This window comes from Flammeovirga kamogawensis (assembly GCF_018736065.1).
In the GTDB taxonomy this organism is placed as follows: domain Bacteria; phylum Bacteroidota; class Bacteroidia; order Cytophagales; family Flammeovirgaceae; genus Flammeovirga; species Flammeovirga kamogawensis.
Window position 1 is genome coordinate 4,470,365 of record NZ_CP076128.1, and the last position, 19,463, is coordinate 4,489,827.

13 protein-coding genes are annotated in these 19,463 nt (G+C 32.1%); 2 read left to right on the forward strand and 11 right to left on the reverse strand.

What is annotated here, in order from left to right:
- Positions 1–190: 190 nt before the first annotated feature.
- From KM029_RS18220 to KM029_RS18230, 3 genes are all read right to left on the reverse strand, one after another.
- Positions 191–1,348 (reverse strand): DUF4595 domain-containing protein, encoded by a 1,158-nt coding sequence (locus tag KM029_RS18220; RefSeq protein ID WP_144074615.1) that lies wholly within the window; start codon positions 1,346–1,348, stop codon positions 191–193.
- A 154-nt stretch (positions 1,349–1,502) separates the two neighbouring features.
- Complete coding sequence (locus tag KM029_RS18225) at positions 1,503–3,062, reverse strand: arylsulfatase (RefSeq protein ID WP_144074616.1); 1,560 nt, start codon at positions 3,060–3,062, stop codon at positions 1,503–1,505.
- Between the two features lie 315 nt (positions 3,063–3,377).
- Complete coding sequence (locus KM029_RS18230) at positions 3,378–5,471, reverse strand: T9SS type A sorting domain-containing protein (protein ID WP_144074617.1); 2,094 nt, start codon at positions 5,469–5,471, stop codon at positions 3,378–3,380.
- 651 nt (positions 5,472–6,122) lie between these two features.
- On the opposite strand from KM029_RS18230, the gene KM029_RS18235 reads away from it, so the two are divergent.
- Positions 6,123–10,247, forward strand: coding sequence for a choice-of-anchor tandem repeat GloVer-containing protein (locus KM029_RS18235; protein WP_144074618.1), 4,125 nt, complete (start codon positions 6,123–6,125; stop codon positions 10,245–10,247).
- Positions 10,248–10,356: 109 nt separating this feature from the next.
- Complete coding sequence (locus KM029_RS18240; protein WP_144074619.1) at positions 10,357–11,382, forward strand: bestrophin family protein; 1,026 nt, start codon at positions 10,357–10,359, stop codon at positions 11,380–11,382.
- 257 nt (positions 11,383–11,639) lie between these two features.
- Here the strand turns inward: KM029_RS18240 and KM029_RS18245 are convergent, their stop codons facing one another.
- The 8 genes from KM029_RS18245 to KM029_RS18280 form a co-directional block, all read right to left on the reverse strand.
- A complete protein-coding gene (locus KM029_RS18245; protein WP_144074620.1) occupies positions 11,640–12,560 on the reverse strand; it encodes a DnaJ C-terminal domain-containing protein in 921 nt (306 codons plus the stop codon).
- A 126-nt stretch (positions 12,561–12,686) separates the two neighbouring features.
- Positions 12,687–13,625 (reverse strand): TIGR01212 family radical SAM protein, encoded by a 939-nt coding sequence (locus tag KM029_RS18250; protein WP_144074621.1) that lies wholly within the window; start codon positions 13,623–13,625, stop codon positions 12,687–12,689.
- A gap of 4 nt (positions 13,626–13,629) precedes the next feature.
- Positions 13,630–14,874 (reverse strand): MFS transporter, encoded by a 1,245-nt coding sequence (locus KM029_RS18255; protein ID WP_144074622.1) that lies wholly within the window; start codon positions 14,872–14,874, stop codon positions 13,630–13,632.
- Positions 14,875–15,262: 388 nt separating this feature from the next.
- On the reverse strand, positions 15,263–16,309 hold the full coding sequence (gene fbp, locus KM029_RS18260) for a class 1 fructose-bisphosphatase (RefSeq protein ID WP_144074623.1): 1,047 nt from the start codon (positions 16,307–16,309) through the stop codon (positions 15,263–15,265).
- 183 nt (positions 16,310–16,492) lie between these two features.
- A complete protein-coding gene (locus KM029_RS18265; protein ID WP_184679433.1) occupies positions 16,493–16,888 on the reverse strand; it encodes a phasin family protein in 396 nt (131 codons plus the stop codon).
- 107 nt (positions 16,889–16,995) lie between these two features.
- Complete coding sequence (locus KM029_RS18270; protein WP_144074624.1) at positions 16,996–17,940, reverse strand: alpha/beta hydrolase; 945 nt, start codon at positions 17,938–17,940, stop codon at positions 16,996–16,998.
- Positions 17,941–17,964: 24 nt separating this feature from the next.
- Complete coding sequence (locus KM029_RS18275) at positions 17,965–18,390, reverse strand: acyl-CoA thioesterase (RefSeq protein ID WP_144074625.1); 426 nt, start codon at positions 18,388–18,390, stop codon at positions 17,965–17,967.
- 77 nt (positions 18,391–18,467) lie between these two features.
- Positions 18,468–19,412, reverse strand: coding sequence for an alpha/beta hydrolase (locus KM029_RS18280; RefSeq protein ID WP_144074626.1), 945 nt, complete (start codon positions 19,410–19,412; stop codon positions 18,468–18,470).
- Positions 19,413–19,463: the final 51 nt, after the last annotated feature.

Genomic DNA, 19,463 nt, shown 5'->3' on the forward strand with positions numbered 1-19,463 from the left:
TTTTTTTGAGTCTTTATTTGATTTACACACTAAAGAAAACTGGGAGTATAGAGTGAACGTTTTTGTTAAATTTGATTAACATAAAATAAATAATTAATCTGTATTTTGTTGATTTATAGTTGATTTTGTAAAATAAAAAGCCCCTGATTAAATAATAATCAGAGGCAGAATTATTTATTATATGGCTACCTTAAAGGTTTGAAAATTCTTTTTCGAGAGTAACTACCCATGCTGATGTTTTTGATACTTCACTTTCAGATAATGATTTACTTTTATCTGCGGTGTAGAATGTATAATTGTCTTTTTGGAAAAGTTTTTTATCGTTTACATCATAAAAACTTTTCAATTCAGCAAAGTTATATTGGCCTCTTGTATCTACTGTAGTATATCCTAATAAATTAGATTTCACAATCTTCTTTCCTTTAAATATTTCAATTTTCTGACTCAAATCATTTTTGTATGTAACTAGATATGAATATCCACTTTGATTATAATCAAATACTTTTTTAGAAATCCTTTTAAGCGTTGTCTTATTAATTTCTGTTTGGTATTCTAAGACATCTTTAGTGTAATTAGATTTTATGAAAGTAGAATTAGTATACGTATACGTTTCTTTCATATCGTGATAAACTCTAAAAGGAGAAATACCGTTTCCTTTATTTTTATAACTACTTATTCTTCCCTCATTATCATATTCAATCTCATATACTGTATGTGTATTATTTAATACATCATCAACATGAGTAACTTTATTGTCTTTTACTGTAATTTTAGTCACATGTTTTCCTTGAATAACTTCAAAGTTATCTCCGTTATAGGTAAGAGTATATTTTGAAGTAGTTCCATTTTTATGATCTACAACTTCCACGGTAAGTAATTTTCCTTCTGCAGAATAAGTATATGAGAAATCTTTTGCACCACCAGCAGCTTTTTTCTCTTTCATTGTGGCAATGTAACCTTCTTTATTGTATGTATATTCAAAGGTTGTTCCTTCTGTATTTTTAGAAGAAGTAATTTGATCACCAGTATATTTATGTGTTAAAGTTGTTGTTATATCTCCATAGTTAAGAAAAAGTAAATTAGTGTTTAAAGTACTTATAACTTTGCCTTGTTGAATAGTGTGTTTATGCTGGATTTTAAATTTATTTCTAAACTCCGACCCATACATAATTTGATTATAAGAAGTAATAAATTTATTTTCTTCTTCTATTTTTTTAGTTTGAACTACTTGTTCTTTTTTCTTAGTTACAGTATCTGGTGCTTTGGGAGTAATTTCATCTTTGTTTTTTGAACAAGAGAATGCTACTGAGAGAGATAATAGTCCAATAAATATCGTTGATTTTTTCATTTCAGTTACCTTTTTAGGTTCTGGATTTATTTGTTAGTAAGAAAGTTGATAGCACAATATTGCTAGATTTGTTAAGTATTAGTAACATAAAAAAACCTATCTAGTAACTCAACTAGATAGGTTCTTTAATAGTAAAAAGTAGTAGAATGATCTTTTAGTTCTGCGATGCTTTAGTATCTTCTGTTTGTTTCATTATCATTTCAATAATTTGATCTACAGAGAACGAAGCAGCTTTTTGTTTTGGAGGGTATTCCATTAATGTACCCATAAATTTACCAACAACATCTTGTGCCATGTATAAATAAGGAACATGATCAAAATACCAATCCCAATAAGTGTTTGAGTCAATATCTGCTCTTTCGTATGGATCACGACGTAAGTTGAAAATCTTAGGCAATCTTAATGGAACGAAAGGCTCAGACCATACAGCCATTTGATGTGCTCTTTGTTCCATAAACACTACTTTCCAATCGTCCATACGAACAGCCGTTAACTGTGCATCATCATTAAAATATAAGAACTCATGACGTGGAGATGCTTCTCTACCTTCTATGTGATCTACAAGATCATAACCGTCTAAGTGAGCTTTAAATTCTTTGTTGTTTGCTTTAACTCCACCTTTTAATAAATCTTGTTTCACGTGGTCGTTACCAGCATAGTGCAAAATTGTAGGTAACCAATCTAAATGAGAAACCATATCGTTAGAAACTTGACCTGCAGGAATATGACTAGGGAATTTAACCATACATGGTACGCGGTAAGCACCTTCCCAGTTTGTGTTTTTCTCTCCTCTAAAAGGTGTAACTGCAGCATCTGGCCAAGAGTTATAGTGAGGGCCATTATCTGTAGAATACATTACAAATGTATTTTCTTCGATACCCAATTTTTCTATAAAGTCTAACATATCACCAATTACTTGGTCATGAGAAACCATTGCATCAGCATAAATTCCTTGTCCGTTTGATAACCCTTTTTCTTCTTCTGTAATATGCGTTCTAAAGTGCATACGCGTAGTATTAAACCAAACAAAGAAAGGAACTTCGCTATCAACTTGAGTAGTAATAAATTTCTTAGCAGCTGACATTACTTCGTTGTCAATTGTTTCCATTCTCTTTTTTGTCAAAGGGCCTGTATCAGATACACGACCATCTGCATAAGAGTGAATTACTCCTCTAGGACCAAATTTTTTCTTAAATTCTGGATCTTTTGGATAATCATCTTGCTCAGGCTCTTCTTCAGCATTTAAGTGGTAAAGGTTACCAAAAAACTCATCAAAACCATGGTTTGTAGGTAGGTCAACATCTCTGTCTCCAAAGTGGTTCTTACCAAATTGACCGGTAGCATAGCCTTGCATTTTCATTAATTCTGCAATAGTAGGAGTGTCATCCGTTAAACCTTTTTCAGCTCCAGGAAGACCTACCTTAGTCATTCCTGTTCGGATACCTGCTTGCCCCGTAACAAAAGAAGAACGACCAGCAGTACAAGATTGCTCTGCATAATAATCAGTAAATTTAATTCCTTCATTAGCAATGCGGTCAATGTTTGGTGTTTTGTATCCCATCATACCTTGGTTCCAAGTAGAAAGGTTATACATACCAATATCATCACCCCACATAATTAAGAAGTTCGGCTTTTTAGGAGCCTTTTTTGCAAATGTGTTTGTACAACTAAAACCGAAAATTAATGCGGTTACTGTTAGTAAAATATGTTTCATATCAATCTTTATAGTTAATTGTAATGGCACATTTAGTATCAATAGTAAGTGCCTAAATATTACAATTCAAATGTACGTTGTTTGACATTAAACTAGTTTTTTTATTTAGTAACTTTATGGATAATGAGTGTAAAATAGTGTTGTTTATAACTTTTTTTTGCAAAAAAATACCATGATAAATTATCTCAGGTTAATATTTAGCGTTTACTTATTAGTAAAGTGTATTGTTAGATTAATAACAAAAGAGGTTCCACTAATAAGTGAAACCTCTAAATATTTATAAAACCTTAAAACTAGTAATTGCTCAAAAACGGTTTAGTTTTTTACAAGAAATCTTTTTGTTTGAACAGCACCTGAAGCAGTACTGATTTTGATAAAATAGATTCCGTTATTAAAACCATTTAAGTTGATATTTTTAATTGCTGAAATACCATTACTTAAATCAATATTCTTTACTGTGTTTCCTATTGAATTAAAGATTACAGCAGTTTTTATTTCATCTTCAGTATTTAATACAAATTGTGTTGAAATTCTGTCTTTAGCAGGGTTAGGGTAAACAGATAATTTGATGTCTTTATCAATTGATACGGCAATACTTACAATATTTGAATACTCATAAGCACCATCAAAATCAACTTGTCTTAATCTGAAATACTTAAACCCATGTGCATCATTACTAGAAACAGTGTAGTTATATTCTATAGCAACATTTGAGTTACCATTTCCATCTACATCATCTATATAGTTAAACTCACGACCATCTACAGAACCTTCAACTTCAAAATGACTATTGTTAATTTCTGTACCTGTTTCCCATGTTAATTCAACAGAATTGTCAATATTTTTAGTACCGTTAAAGTAGATTAATTCAACTGGTAAATCTTGCATGTTACCACCTAAAGTAAATGGACTAAAACTAGTAGCTGGGTCAGAAAGCAAAGTACCAGAATCATCACCATTAGTATTATAGGCTTGAGCACCTTGACTTTCCCATTTTGTACCATCAAAGTGCATTACATGCGCATCATTAATTGCAGCTGTATTAATACCACTTTCATCAGAGAAGGTAAGCACTACTGTAGAAGAAGCAGTACCAGTAATTCTATCAACATTCCAATATTCAAAAGCACTTACAGCGTCAACCATTGCATTTGGATCAATTGTTCTATGGTGATCGTGTGCAGTATTGAAATACTCAATTCTAAATGTTGTAGGTGTATTTGCCGTTGGTTGCCCGATTCCTGCTTCTCTTAATTTATTTCCTTTTCCTACAGGCATCATTAAAAAGAAATTATTACCAGAAATACTTAATGCAGTTTGCAACGCAGTTGTGTAGTTTACCACTTTTGAGATAGGTCCATCAATAAAAGAAGCATTGCTACCACCTGAAGCATGACCACTCCAACCATATACAGCATTGGCTACAAAAGAAAACTGATCTAAGTTTAACAAATTTGTTTCGGTTGTTCTAATAGTACCATTTGTTAAAGTAAGGGCATTAAGATTATAATTTGTATTTACAATGTCTACTGCAGTACCTAAAGTAATACCATTTGTAGCATTCATTGTGAATGAACTAATTCTATTATTTGTAGCTGCAAAATTTAAAGTACCGCTTGCATCACCAATAATTGTAATATCTGTTGTAGGAGCGGCATTAGATGATAAATCAGCAAATAGAGTTACATTCGTTCCAATTGGTTCTGTGATTACTAAATCATTTCCTTCTGTATAAATATTTACAGTTTGACCTGATAAAGAAGTATTGATTGCTGTTGCTCCATTTAAAATTATAGTGTTGGTATTTGGGTTAATACCATCTAAATTACTAGAAGCAACTACTTTTGGGTTTGAACCTGGTAAAGCATTAATTTGAGCTAATGTAATTAAGTTATTAGAAGCACCACTAGTATTTAAAGTAACACCATCTTCTACGTAAATTGAACCAGTCCAATTTAGTCCACTATATGAATTAGACCCAACAGAAGGAACTGCAAATTTAGCACCTGATTCTAAAACAATATTTTGTGCATTTACATATAATCTACCACCAGAGTGGTTATTACCTTTAAAATTACCATTTCCAGATACTATTAAAGTGCTTACATCTATTGTTGTTCTATAAGCTGTGTTTCTTAATTCACCGTCAACAAATAAAGTATCAATAACTACATTTGCAGAAAATAATTCTTGTCCTATATAAACTGTTTTACCTTCTCTAACTCTTATATTATATCCACCAGTCCAAGAAGGTAATGTATTTCCATCTCCATCTACCCACTGATTTAAATTTCCTTTATTTCCTAAGTAAACATAACCTGAAGTTGAGCTTACTAACGTGTAAGTTTGAGCATTAATAGTAATCTTTGTAATAAAAATTAGGAGTAATAATAGTAGTATCTTTTTCATGTTTTTGAGAATTATGGTAGTAATTAGGTTTGATTAGCTTAACGCATTAACGCTTATTAAGGATATCTTTTGCAAATGTTATGTTAGTAAGAGAATCTTAAAATTTAGTTTGCATATATAGATATTTACATTGCTTACATGAGGTAATTGTGAAAAACAGATTATAATTACTTCAATTAATACCCAATACTTTAAAATTATTATAATAATAGATTTTACTTACATGTGTAATAATATTAACAGTTACATGAGTTAAAGTGCTTAAAAATAGCATTTTAAATCACATCTGTGAAATATTAATATTCTTATTAAATGTATTTTTCTTAAAATAATCTAATGACATTTTCGATGTATTAAACACATTTTTATGATGTGTTTTTTTGTGAAATGATTAAAAAAATGAGACGAATATTGTTGAATAATTTCCTTCAAAGGGAGTTTTTGACTGTAACAATGAATAATTTGTACTGAAACATTATAATTGAAATTTGCTTAACAATGAAGGTTCTTAGATCAGATAAATGTTTAAATTATAATATTAAATAACGTTAACTATTGATTGTGTTTAATGTTATATACATCTATTATAATTGTAAAATATTAAAATTCATTAACTCGAAAATAATCCATTAATCAAATCTTATTATTCTGATGAAATTCAATTACAATCATTTTAAAGCAAATCATACTAGATTAATTGTGCTAGTACTGTTAGTACTTTGTGCTTTAACTGCAGAGGCACAGCCTTATTTGATGAACACAAACTCTAGTGGAGGAATCCAAAATGCTGGAGGTGTTTCTATTTACAATTTATCATCTCCAGCAGGTACTCCACCTGAATTTTACGATCATGGTGAATCATTTACAGGACGCCCTGGTGATTTTAGCTCATTAGTTTTAGCTTCGGATGGATATATTTATGGCCATACAGAACAAGGAGGAGAGCATGATAGTGGTATCTTTTTTAGAATAGACCCTGCTACAAATACTGTAACCCAATTATTCTCTTTTGATTATAATAATCATTATCCAATTTATAATATGGTTGAGCACAATCAAATTTTATATGGTATAATGAGAAGTAGAAGTCATGAGGATATTGGCTTTGCTATTAAACTCAGTGATCCCACACATCTAATTCCTCTCATCAATTTCACTGATAGACTCAAGGTAAGAAGAATGGGTGGAGGATTTTATAAGTTGAATAATAAGCTTTATGCTACAATATTTGATGGTGAATCAGGATCATCTATTTCTGTTGGAGGTGTATTAGAATACAATCTTACTACTGGAGATGCTAAAATACTGTGTAGTAATCCATATGGGTTTGAATATGCTTCAGGTGCTTTATCACATCGTAATGTACAAGGTAGAGACCGTTTAATTGTTGCAAACTCTGCATCTCAGTATGGTGCAGGTGGTTTTTATGAAGTAGATGCTGAAAGTGGTTTTATCCATGAAATAAGTGTCGTTAAAGATAGAAGTTTTAAAGGTTCAAAATTCTCAGGTGTATTTAGGAACACTTCTGGAGATTTTTATTCAAGATCTTTTGCTGATGGTAGTGCAGGAGTAGGAACGTTAGTAAGTATTTTACCTGATGATAAAAAAGTAACAAAAGAATTTACGTTTACTAATGCAAATGGTACAGCAATTACTGGTTTAGTTCCTAATGGGCATGATCTGATAGGTATGACACAGCCTGCTACATTTACATCTACAGGCCCTGATAGAGGTGTTATCTACCAAATAGATAGACATGGAAATTATAAAGAACTTTATCACTTTAAAGACATGTCATACCCTTCAGAATATTTTATAATTACAAATGATAATGGAGGAACCGTTTGGGGTATTGCAGAATTTGGAGGAAGAAGTGATCAGGGAGCTATTTTTAAATATGAAATAGCAACAAATAAAATGGAAGTGATCGCTAGTTTCGGTTCAGATACTGGTTTTATTCCTGAAACAAGATTAACTCCTTTTAAAGACGGAAAATATACATTCTCAAATCGAGATGGTGGTATTCAAAATTATGGTACGTTAGCTACGTTTGATCCATCAACAGGTTCTATAGGTCATTTATATTCTACTGGTAATAACTCTTTAGCAAAGCAAGGATACTCAAACGGTGCATTCTTGGCTTCTAATGGGAAATATTATGCAATTGAAAGAACAGGTGCTACTGCTTATAATATTAAGGTAGACTCATTGTTCTATAGAGATAGATTAGTTGAATTTAATGATGATTTAGATTCTGTAACTGTGCTTACGGGTAGATTGTCAAATAGATTATATGAAGCCAATGAAAAAGCGCCTTATAATATAATTGGAGAAATAATTGAAATTCAAGGTAAGCTAGTATTTACATATACGAATTCAATATATACATATGATTTAACAACTGGTCAAACTACTAAATTCTTTGATTTAATAACAAAAAGGCATGCTGATAATAGTGATGCCGCATGGGATTGGGGATACTTATTCTCAACAGCAGTTACTAAGAAAGATGATAACACTTACTATTATGCTACGCAAGGGTCTGGTGAAAATTTACCAGATACACATGGTGGTACAATCATCAAATTAGATGTTTCAACTTCACCATGGACAATTACACATATGTATACAATTGATCCTCTTGCTTCAACTAATGGATATAGATCAAGAATTGCAGTAAGAGCTTCAGGAAAAGGTGGAGTTGGTGTAAAAGGTCGTATGATAATTCTACCAGGAGCAAATTCTGATCCTGATACTCTAATTATGGCATCTGAATATAATAGCCCTACAACATTAGGATGTATTTTAGCTTATCCAATGGGAGAAAATGGAAATAGAATTGGTACTGCACATATTATCAAAGAATTCCCAGAAACGGGTTTTAATCCAGACTTGAATTCATCAGCTAATGATAGTACTGATGGATGGTTTCCAATGGCAGACCTTGCTTATTATAATAATAAAATATTTGGATTTACTAAAGGTGAAAATATTGGAAGTTATACGTCTAACACTGACCATGGAAAAGAAAGAGGGACACCCGCTTTTAATGGTACTTTTTGGAGTATTGATAGAGCTAACGCGAATGCTTTTGAATTACTTTACACTTTAGAAGAAAGTACAGGAGTTAATCCATTATTGACATCAACAGATATTTTTCAATTACAACCTATCACTGGTAATAAATTGAATACTGATACATTAGGTTGTGCGATATCTATGAGAACATTTAAAGTATATGGATATAAAAGAGGGGTTTTGGAATGGTCTAGTTCTAACCCGAATGTTACTTTAGTCGCTTCAAAAACGAATGCAGATAGTGCAACATTTGATTTTAGTAGTGTAGCATCAAACCTACCTCATACAACAACAATTAGTGTAAAAGCCTATAATGGAAATGCCTCTACAGATTATCAATATGGTGATACTCTAGAATGGAATGTGCATCAGTATGTAACTCCAACATTAGGTAACATTGTAAGTAGTCAAGATTTACATTGCCCAACAAGTCATACAAGATTAACTTTGTCAAATTATGCACATGTTGATTCATTTTATTGGGAATTACCAGCAGATATTGCTCTTTTAACATCAAATAATAAGGAGGAAATTCAAATTAATTTATCTAATGAAAGTTTTGGAACTCATCGTATTGTATGTCATGCATTTAATGGTTGTGGAAATGAAGTGACTGATACACTCACTTTTAATTTATATGATCCTGCTATTGCTCCAAATATAACTACAGGTTCTTCTGAAGTTTGTATAGGTACAACAGAAACTTATACTGCTACTGCAGTTAATTCAACAGGAAAATACAGATGGGAATTACCAACATCTTTTAGTATATCAAGTAATGACCACGAAGCAGCGTCTATCGATATTGATTTTTCAGGAGCTTTAGAAGGTACTTATCCAATTTATGCATCAATGATTACATCTTGTGGGTTAACACCAAAAGATACAATGTTTGTACATGTTTCTAATACACCAAAGATTAACGAGTTAGTGCAAAGTAGACAGCTAACATGTACTGATAATATCGTTACATTAAAAGTAGATCATTTATTTGCTTCTTCATTTAATTGGACAATTCCTAGTGACGTAATTGTAGTAAGCGGAAATAATACAGACTTAATTACTTTAGATATGTCTGATGTAACTACAGCAAGCGTTAATGTATCTGTAAATGCTGGAAATGTTTGTCAAGGAGTATCCGTTACAAAAGCGATTACAATTACGGTACCTACTGTTCCTACAATTTCTGGTATTGATGTTTCTGAAGATATTATTACAGTGGCTGATACAGTTACGTTGACAGCACAAAATGCTGTTGGAGGAACATCATATAGCTGGAATATTCCTTCAGGAGCTTCAGTAATTGGGGCTTCAGATCAAGAGGTAATTAGGTTTACAGTACGAGATGTTGATTTAGGTGATCATGTAGTATCTGTTCAAGCAACTAATTCTTGTGGTGCATCTGCACAAACAACAGCAACAATTAGAGTAGAGAATTCGCCAAATGCACTCGAAAACGAATTGGCTAAGAATGTTCTAGCGTATCCAAACCCATCAAATGGTAAGGTTTCTTTAAAAGGTATACCTGAAACGGAAATCAATATGGTAATTAGAAATATTAAAGGACAAGTAATAAAAACATACAAAGGCACTCCTACCGATGTTAATCTTAAAAAGTTAACGAACGGACAATATTTTGTTGACTTGTATACAAATAGTAAAGATTATGGTATTCATAAAATCATAATTAAAAAGTAGATAAGGAGAAAAGACCGTGATTAAATAGCAGTACTTCTTTATAAATTTAAAGGAGTACTGTTTTTTTATATCAAATTACTTAATTTCAATTCTCATCAATCTTCTTAATATGTATACAAATAGAACATTAAGTTTAAAAGTTTTTTTAGAGAAGTCTAGTAAGTCATTTGTTGTTTTAACAATTTATGCAACGTTGGTAGTTGTAGCCTATGAATATCTGGATATTAAATGGATGAAATTACCTTGGACTGTACTGACTGTAGTAGGTACAGCAGTAGCCTTTTATGTAGGCTTTAAAAATAACTCTGCATACGAACGTACATGGGAAGCTAGAAAAATCTGGGAAGGAATAGTATCTAATAGTAGAACTTGGGGATTAATATCACGTGATTATATTACCAACCTCTTTGTTTTAGATGAACAAGACGAAATTACTCAGCAAGAAATAGATACAATTGTAAAAAGACTAATCTTCAGACAGATAGCTTGGGCATATAGATTAAGGAGACAGTTATGGAAAGCAAAAACTTGGGAACACTCTCAAAAAATGACAATTTCTTTAAGAAAACATCTAGGTGATGCTTTTGCAAGTTTATCAGAAGAGGAAGAACTAAATAAATTTATTGATACAGGTGAAGTTGAAGAATTAATAACAAAGGAAAATATTTGTACAGAATTAATTAGTAACCAATCGAAAGAAATACTGAATCTCAGAAGACTTAACCTTATAGATGATTTTAGGCATGTTGAATTTCAGCATCTTCTTCAAGATTTCTATAATTTTCAAAGTAAATGTGAAAGAATAAAAGATTTCCCGTTACCCAGACAATATGCAAATACATCTTCTTTATTAACGTATATAATGGTATTGCTTTTACCCTACGGAATGGTAGCACAGTTTAGTTTACTAGGCGAAGGAATGGTATGGCTAACAATACCATTTACAGGACTAATTGGAGGGATCTATTTATTAATGGAGATTGTAGGAGATTATGCAGAAAATCCTTTTGAAGGTCTTTCGTTTGATACACCTATGACAAGTTTATGTAATAAGATTGATAGAGAATTAAAACAAATGATTGGTGAAAAGGATTTGCCAGATGTGGTACAACCTCACCACCATATTTTGTTATAAGTGCTTATAAAGACAAAATGTACGTTATCACAACTTTAATGTGTAATAACGTACATTTTATATCTTTAGACTTTATCTTTAGAGAAAGTCACCAATGCATATCCAATAGCAATAACTATCGGAGGAACCATAAAGGCCATTGCAGCGATTTCTAAATAAGTAATACCTTGCATCTTATCAGAGTTTAGTCAATTCAACTTGTATTAACCCTGCAATATTAAACAATTGTAAGTCGCTTTGCAATAGAAATACTGATTTTAATCATCGCTTTTTTCTTCTAGACCTTTTAATTCTTCGAAGAGTGATTTTTCTTTATCAGAAAGCGTAGTAGGGATTTTTATATTATAAGTGAAATATAAATCTCCAAATTTACCATCTGCTTTATAAATAGGGAAACCTTTACCTCTTAGCTTAACTTTTGTGCCATTTTGAGTACCTGGTTTCACTTTTAATTTTACTTTACCATTAAAAGTATCCACCGTGATTTCACCACCTAATATCGCATCATAAAGTTCAATATCTACTGTTTTTAATAGATCGTTTCCTTTACGTTCAAAATCTGTAGAATTGCTGATATTGAAAGTCATTAATAAGTCTCCGCTAGGGCCTCCGTTACTACCTTCTTTACCATGGCCTTTCACTTTAATAGTCTGACCGTCTGCAATACCTGCAGGAACAGTAACACGAATGTTTTTACCGTTTATTTTGTAGGTTTTCTTTTGTGTTTCGTGAGCGTCTCTAATGTCAAGGGTAATGTTTACATTGTAATCTCCCCCTTTTCTTGGTCTAGGAGAAGAATGACCACCACCAAACATTGAGTTAAAGAAATCAGAAAAGTCTCCATCACCTTGAGAGAAGCCTCCTCCAAAACCGCCACCGCCACCAAAGCCGCCGAATCCTTGACCACCGCCAAAGCCGCCACCACCGTAGCCTTGTTGCTCAAATTGGTCTGCATGTTCCCAATCTTTGCCGTATTTATCGTATTTTTTTCTATTTTCTGGATCACTAAGTACCTCGTTAGCCTCATTAATTTGCTGAAATTTTTGACTTGCAGCATCATTATCGGGGTTTTTGTCAGGATGATATTTACGAGCTAATTTTCTATATGCTTTTTTAATATCTGCTTGAGAAGCACTTTTATCTACATCTAATACTTTATAATAATCTATATATGCCATGTTTCTTGAATTTGAATAGTTTGGACGAACAAAAATAGTCGTTTTTCAATTAATAAAAATCGTTAAGCAAATATATTATACGTATTAATTGTGCAGTAGGGTTGCACTTTAATTATTAATAAAGTTTTACAACTCTTTGTATAATCTCCCTTGGTAAGTATCTCTTTCTTTTAAGCGCTTTTCAACCATTAATTGAATCTGATTTGGTCTGATTCCCCAGTTCGGTGCAATTCTTAGGTTTTCTGGAGTATCACTACTAAAACGTTGAATTGCTATATCAGGACGTAATTGTTCAAGAAAATCGACCATAAAATCTACATATTCTTCCGGTTGAAAAAGAGGAAATTGAGAAGGGTTATCTTTAAATTGTTTGGCCATTATAGTGCCTTTTACAATTTGTAATTGATGAAATTTCACAGAATCAATTGGTAATTCTGATATGATTTTTGCCTGAGCCAATGTTTCCTCTCTAGTTTCGCCAGGTAAACCAAATAACATGTGCCCTGCCACAGAAATTCCTCTATTTACTACTTTCTTTATTGCTTCAACAGAATCTTCAAAACTATGTCCTCTATTTACTCTATCTAAAGTTGTATTGTAGCAAGATTCAATACCAAACTCAATAAAAATTAAATAATCTTTTGATAGCTCTTCAAGGTAATCTAACTGTTCATCAGATAGACAATCAGGACGTGTGCCAATTACCAAGCCATCTATTTTAGGGTGTTTTAAGGCCTCGGAGTAAATTTCTTTAAGATAATCAAGTGTTCCGTAGGTATTCGAATATGCTTGGAAATAACCAACAAAAGCTTTCGCATTATGGTATCTTCCTGGTAAAAATTCCATACCATGATCAATCTGTTTTGTGATACTTAACATACCATCGTGCAGATAATTAGGAACAAAACTATCGTTATTACAAAAAGTACAACCTCCAAAACCCAAAGAACCATCTCTATTTGGGCAAGTAAACTCTGCATGTATAGAGACTTTCTGAATACGTCCGCCGTATTTATCTTTTAATTGCTGAGAATATGGAAAATATCTTCTTGAGTTAAAATTCATTTTATTAAGCTTGATTTTGAAGAGAAAGTTTTCTAGCTCTATGTTTAGCAGTATCGCTTATCTTTTTAAACAAGAAAACGCCTAGCATAGTTGCTATAACACTAATAATTCCAATACGATTATAATGTTGAAAAACTCCCGTTGTTGGATCTTGATATATAATATAACCCGAAGCAAAAGAAGCTAAGCCTTGCGATAGATTCTGTACAGATGATCTAACACTCATAAAACTTCCTCTTTTTTTGGGGTTTGAAGTTCCTAAGAGTAAAGCATTGGCAGGGATTGATCTTGCTCCACAGATAAAAAACAGCGAAGAAAAAACCAATACAAACGGAATACTCATGGTTGGTGTGTTGGTAAGTACTAAAGTTGGTAATACCGTAATACATGATATTATTGTGAAAACTAAATACTTTCCATATTTATCAGACCATACACCTATTCTTGGTGAGAAGTACATAGTACAAATTCCTCCACAAAGGTATATCCATGTCAATTGACTATCCTCAAAGCCAATATTATTAACCATATATGGAGAGAAAAATGGAATTAGTAGAAAGTGACCAAAGAACACAAAACCTAAGGCTAGTAAACCTTGTTGTTGTCTTTTGTTGCTCAGTAACTCAGTGAAAGGAGCTAATAATTTAATGTTTTCATTAGGGTCTTTTCTGTGTTCTAAATGTGCATTCATAGTTGGTAATCGTTTATAGCATACTATCCATAAAACCGATGCAATACAACCAATTATTAGAAAAGGAGCATGCCAATCTATTTCAACCCCTAAATATAAACCTATGGGAACACCAATTGCAGAAGATACAGCAAACCCTGTCATCAAAATTCCAATACCTGTACCTCTTTTTTCTTCAGGAAGCATATCGCCTACAATTGTAAATAATGCAGCATTAATTAACCCTCCAAAAACACCAGTAAATAACCTAGCAAGTAAAAGGAAATGATAGGTAGGTGCAATACTGCAAAGTAAAGTACCTATTGTAAAGAAAGCATAAATGGTAAGAAACATTCTCTTTCTTTCGAAACGATCAATAATAAAAATGGAAATTAAACCAGAAACGGCAGCAGCTAAAGTGTATGAAGACACGACAGCACTCCACATTACAGGAGTCATTTCGAAGGTCTCTTGCAATACATGACCTAAGGGCATTAAAACTATAAAATCTAATATATTTGTAAAGCTAACTGCTGCAAGCATGTACAGTGTCACTTTTTCATTTTTCGTTAATGTCATATCTGAAAATTATCAAATTCTATTTAATAGGTATTTAGTTAATAGATAGTTTGCTAATGGAATTTTTTAAAGTTAGAGATAAAACAAAACATAAACGAAAACCTTATGCTTTATTAAGTCTTTTATTCACTTGTCAAAAGTATTTAAAATGTTGGTTTTCAGTAGTTTTTTTGAGTTGATGATATGTAATCTATTTACTTTTTAGAAGTGCTTTTTTAAAGATGAATACCTTATAAGCTACTTGTATTAAAGTAGTATATGTTCATGTAATGGGTAAAAGATATAGGTTGATAGAAATGGTTAAAAATGGATTTCTTATAAAAGCAAAATGCCCATAATTTTATAAATTATTGGGCATTCTGTAATGAAGAATAATAGAAAAAGTAAACTAAGAACGTATTTGTACTGTCTTTGTTTCAAGTTCTTCAACTTCGTCTTCCCTGTGATCTTCTAAACATTGCATTGCTTCTTCAACCATTTTAGGTGAACCAACATAAAAAGGAGACCTTTGATGTAATGATGTTGGTTTAATATCTAAAATACGTTGTTTTCCGTCTGTAGCCATTGCTCCAGATTGTTCAGCAAGAAAAGCTAATGCGTTACATTCATAGAGTAAACGTAATTTTCCTGTATCATATTTAGATGTGGCAGGATAAATATAAATTCCACCTTTTAAAAGGTTTCTGTGGAAATCTCCCACTAATGAACCTATATATCTACCAGAATATTCTCTTTCTTTACATCTTCTGATGTATTCTTTTAAGCCTTCATTAAATGTGTTATAGCCTCCTTCGTTTATAGAGAATATACTTCCATTTTCCTTACATTGCATATTTGCATGTGATAAGAAATATTCCCCTAAAGAAGGTTCATACGTAAAGCCATTTACTCCATATCCAGTAGAATACACAAGCATTGTAGAAGAGCCATATAAAACATAGCCTGCAGCAACTTGTTCTGTTCCTTGTTGAAGCATATCATCCATAGTAGGAGGTCTTCCAATTGGAGATCTTCTTCTGTAAATAGAAAAGATGGTTCCAACTAATACGTTTACATCAATATTAGAAGAGCCATCTAAAGGGTCTATTGTTACTATGTACTTTGCGTGATGATTACCGGTATCAATAATATCGTCTACTTCTTCAGATACTATTCCACAAGTTTCTCCACCATTAATCAATGCTCTAGTAAAGCGAACATCTGCAATCATATCAAGTTTTTGCTGTTGCTCTCCCTGAATGTTCTCAGAGCCTGCAGCACCACCAAGGTCAGACAGTCCAGCACGGTTGATCTCTCTGTTGATGATTTTTGATGCAAGAGCAATATCACGAAGTAATTGTGATAATTCTCCGGTAGCATATGGAAATTGTTCTTGCCTTTTAGCGATGAAACGATCCAATGCTGTACCTACAGATGCAGTAAGTTTATCCATCATAATTATTGGTGAATAAGTTTATTAAATATGTGTTGTAAAAATTGGTGTGTTATTGGTTCTGTAAAAGTAGTTATTTTAATTCTTTATTCTGCAATCGGTTGTGTAAAGTATTAAAAAAAGACCGACAATTCTGTCATTAATACAGTATTGTCGGCCACACACATCACAAAAGTACCAAGAAGCTTAAGCTTCTGACGCTTCTGAAGACGTAGTAGTTTTTGTTTCTTTTTTAGCAGGAGCTTTCTTTGGTGCTGGAGCTTGAGCAGCTTCTAACGCCTCAATTCTTGCTTTTAAAATCTCTACCTCTTCAGAGTCACCACCTTTGAACATAGAAGTGATTTTGTCCAAATCAATATTCAAAGAAGAAGTGAATTTATCTGCTAGTGTTTTTACTTGACCTTCGAATTCGTCTTTTTTAGCTTCAGTGCTATCAACAAATTCATCAACAATTTTTTTACCTTCTTCGGCAGTTAGTTTTTCTTCAGCAACTAGTTTGTCAACAACTTCAGTAATTTTTTCAATTGTAAAAGCTGTGATTCCTACACCAGTATAAACGATTTTTTTTAATAATTCTTCCATCGTGTTTTGCGTTATTATTATTATTTGTAATTAAATCTGAGAGTCAATTACTTATTTACCTTATTGCTTATGCAAATATAGGAAAAATAAGTGAATGAACAATCATTTCATTTTTTGATAATGAATTTTTCATCTACCTGTTTGTACGTAGGATCTAGGTGAAAGTTTATAAAACTTGCAACTTTATTTAGTGCATCTTCAGATTCTGGAATAAATCGCCAAAATAGTTGCCACCAGTGGATTAAATCGTCCCATTCTTGATAATTTACCTCAACATTAACATTTTCAAATGCTTCTTTTAAACGCTTACTATCATCGTGTAAAATCTCGTTTGTAGAAGTTTGAATTAACATAGGAGGGAAGTTACTTAAATCACCATAAAGAGGAGATACATACGGATGGTCTAAAGGTTTATCTCCTGCATAAACACTCGCCCATCTGTGCATTTCATCTACTTTTACAAAAGGGTCGGAGTATTTATTTTTTTCACTAGATTCTCCCATATGTAAAAGGTCTACCCAAGGAGAAAGACAAATTCCACATTTTGGTAACGGAATTTGTCTTTCTTTGAGCATAAAGAACAGCGAACAAACTAGTCCACCACCTGCAGAATCTCCTGCAACAGCAATTTCTTCTGGTAAGTAACCATTGTTAAGAAGATATTGATAGCCAACTAATGCATCTTCTATAGCAGCAGGGCAGGGAAAAGTAGGTATTTTTCTATAATTAACTAGAAGTGCTGTTACATGTGTTTCGTCAACTAACTTTCCGACCATTGATCTATGAGTTTGAGACGAACCAATGGCGTAACCACCACCATGTAGATATAATAAAGCTTTTTTAGTATCAGATTTACGTACGGGTTCTATTATTTCGCAATCTAAGTTAGATACGTTAAACTTTTTTGCTTTAACACCCCAAGGTAAAAGGGCAACAAGCGAGATCAATTCTGTCGACTCTCTCAATAAAGTGAGATTGAGATTACGTGTCGGAAACATCATTGACGACACATTTAATGCTAATTTTAGCAATCTATGTTGTGCTGAAGCCATACTATTAAGATTATTATTGATTTATTATTTTACTAATTCGTCTTTAATTCGATCTGAAATTCGTTTAGGTCTTTGCGTTTTAATATCAAATGCAACTAGTGTTACATGAGCATCAAGTGCTTTTTTACCTGTTTCTTTAATAAACATTTCTTGATGAAAGACAACACTTGATGAACCAATTTTTTCTACTTTAGTTTTCACTTCAAGTGTCTGATTCATCATTGCAGGATACTTATAATTGATGTTATAATTAGCAATTACAAAGCTAGTTTCTTCTTCTTGAGACACTTTTAAAGAAGAGTTGTTTTCAAAATGCGACCAACGAGCTTCTTCTAAAAACTCCATGTAACGCATATTGTTTACGTGGTTGTAACTATCAATATGATAGCTTCTTACTTTAATATCAATTTGAGAAATTCTACTTTCTAATTTTTCTTCGAGTGTTGTCATGAGTGTTTATGTTATTTATTTAATGAGTGAATATACATACATTTTGAATGTAACATCAATATTATCAGAATGTTTTATTACTCAGCTAATTGAGAAACTATAGTATTTACATAATTCATTACTTTGGTTTCGTACACTTTTGGAGCTACTGTTATGGAATTTGCATGTACAGCATTAGCTACCAACCATAAATATTTTTCGCCATTTTGTTTTGCATTATACATTTCTATACTCATTTCTTTTGGTATGTAATTATCTTTATCACCATGTATAAATAAGATAGGGACTTTAGAAATCGTTACTGCTTCAATAGGCATTACATCACTAAAAAAGAACCCAGCATTAATTTTAGCTAAAAAACTAGTAGTAGTGATAAAACCTAAATCAGGTACTCCAAAATCTTTTTTAGCTCTCATTGTTAATAATTCGGGGGTATCAGAATATGCACAATCAGAAATGTAAAAACTAACAGAATGTGTACTTTCATTTATACCAGAGTGCATACATACAGTTGCCCCTCCAAGAGATTCTCCATGGGCAGCAATCATATCTTTTGGTTTTCTCTTTTTTACCCACTGTACAATTTGTTCTAAATCTTGGCTTTCAAAGTAACCGTAACTTTCTTGACTACCACCACTTAAACCATGTTTTCTTTGGTCATATAATAGAACATCAATTCCATGTTTTAAATAAATTTGAGCGTAACGCATCATTTTCCATCGGTCACTTTTAATGCCGTGTACTAAAACTACAGTCAACCCTAAAGAGTCTGTAGGGGCTTCTATATAAGTACCTTGTAAATCATACCCAAATAATGAATGCACCTTAAAGTTTTCTTGTTTACACTCCGAAAGTAGTTTTGTATCAAAAGTTTTGCTTTTTATTTCTTTTTCAAGACTACTGTTTCCTTGGTGTGTATTAATTAAAACAATTTGCTTATAACCAAAACAAGAAACAGAGATATAAATTATTAAAACAATAGAAAGTAAGCCGTATATTATCTTTTTTATTGAAGCGTTCATTTCATGTATGAGAAAAGTTAATATCTATTTGAGAAATTTTTCATTGATCGT

What these genes read in the sequence shown, in the direction of transcription:
- KM029_RS18220 (WP_144074615.1), bottom strand. Translation starts at nt 1,348, where the DNA reads ATGAAAAAATCAACGATATTTATTGGACTATTATCTCTCTCAGTAGCA.
- KM029_RS18225 (WP_144074616.1), bottom strand. Translation starts at nt 3,062, where the DNA reads ATGAAACATATTTTACTAACAGTAACCGCATTAATTTTCGGTTTTAGT.
- KM029_RS18230 (WP_144074617.1), bottom strand. Translation starts at nt 5,471, where the DNA reads ATGAAAAAGATACTACTATTATTACTCCTAATTTTTATTACAAAGATT.
- KM029_RS18235 (WP_144074618.1), top strand. Translation starts at nt 6,123, where the DNA reads ATGAAATTCAATTACAATCATTTTAAAGCAAATCATACTAGATTAATT.
- KM029_RS18240 (WP_144074619.1), top strand. Translation starts at nt 10,357, where the DNA reads ATGTATACAAATAGAACATTAAGTTTAAAAGTTTTTTTAGAGAAGTCT.
- KM029_RS18245 (WP_144074620.1), bottom strand. Translation starts at nt 12,560, where the DNA reads ATGGCATATATAGATTATTATAAAGTATTAGATGTAGATAAAAGTGCT.
- KM029_RS18250 (WP_144074621.1), bottom strand. Translation starts at nt 13,625, where the DNA reads ATGAATTTTAACTCAAGAAGATATTTTCCATATTCTCAGCAATTAAAA.
- KM029_RS18255 (WP_144074622.1), bottom strand. Translation starts at nt 14,874, where the DNA reads ATGACATTAACGAAAAATGAAAAAGTGACACTGTACATGCTTGCAGCA.
- fbp (WP_144074623.1), bottom strand. Translation starts at nt 16,309, where the DNA reads ATGATGGATAAACTTACTGCATCTGTAGGTACAGCATTGGATCGTTTC.
- KM029_RS18265 (WP_184679433.1), bottom strand. Translation starts at nt 16,888, where the DNA reads ATGGAAGAATTATTAAAAAAAATCGTTTATACTGGTGTAGGAATCACA.
- KM029_RS18270 (WP_144074624.1), bottom strand. Translation starts at nt 17,940, where the DNA reads ATGGCTTCAGCACAACATAGATTGCTAAAATTAGCATTAAATGTGTCG.
- KM029_RS18275 (WP_144074625.1), bottom strand. Translation starts at nt 18,390, where the DNA reads ATGACAACACTCGAAGAAAAATTAGAAAGTAGAATTTCTCAAATTGAT.
- KM029_RS18280 (WP_144074626.1), bottom strand. Translation starts at nt 19,412, where the DNA reads ATGAACGCTTCAATAAAAAAGATAATATACGGCTTACTTTCTATTGTT.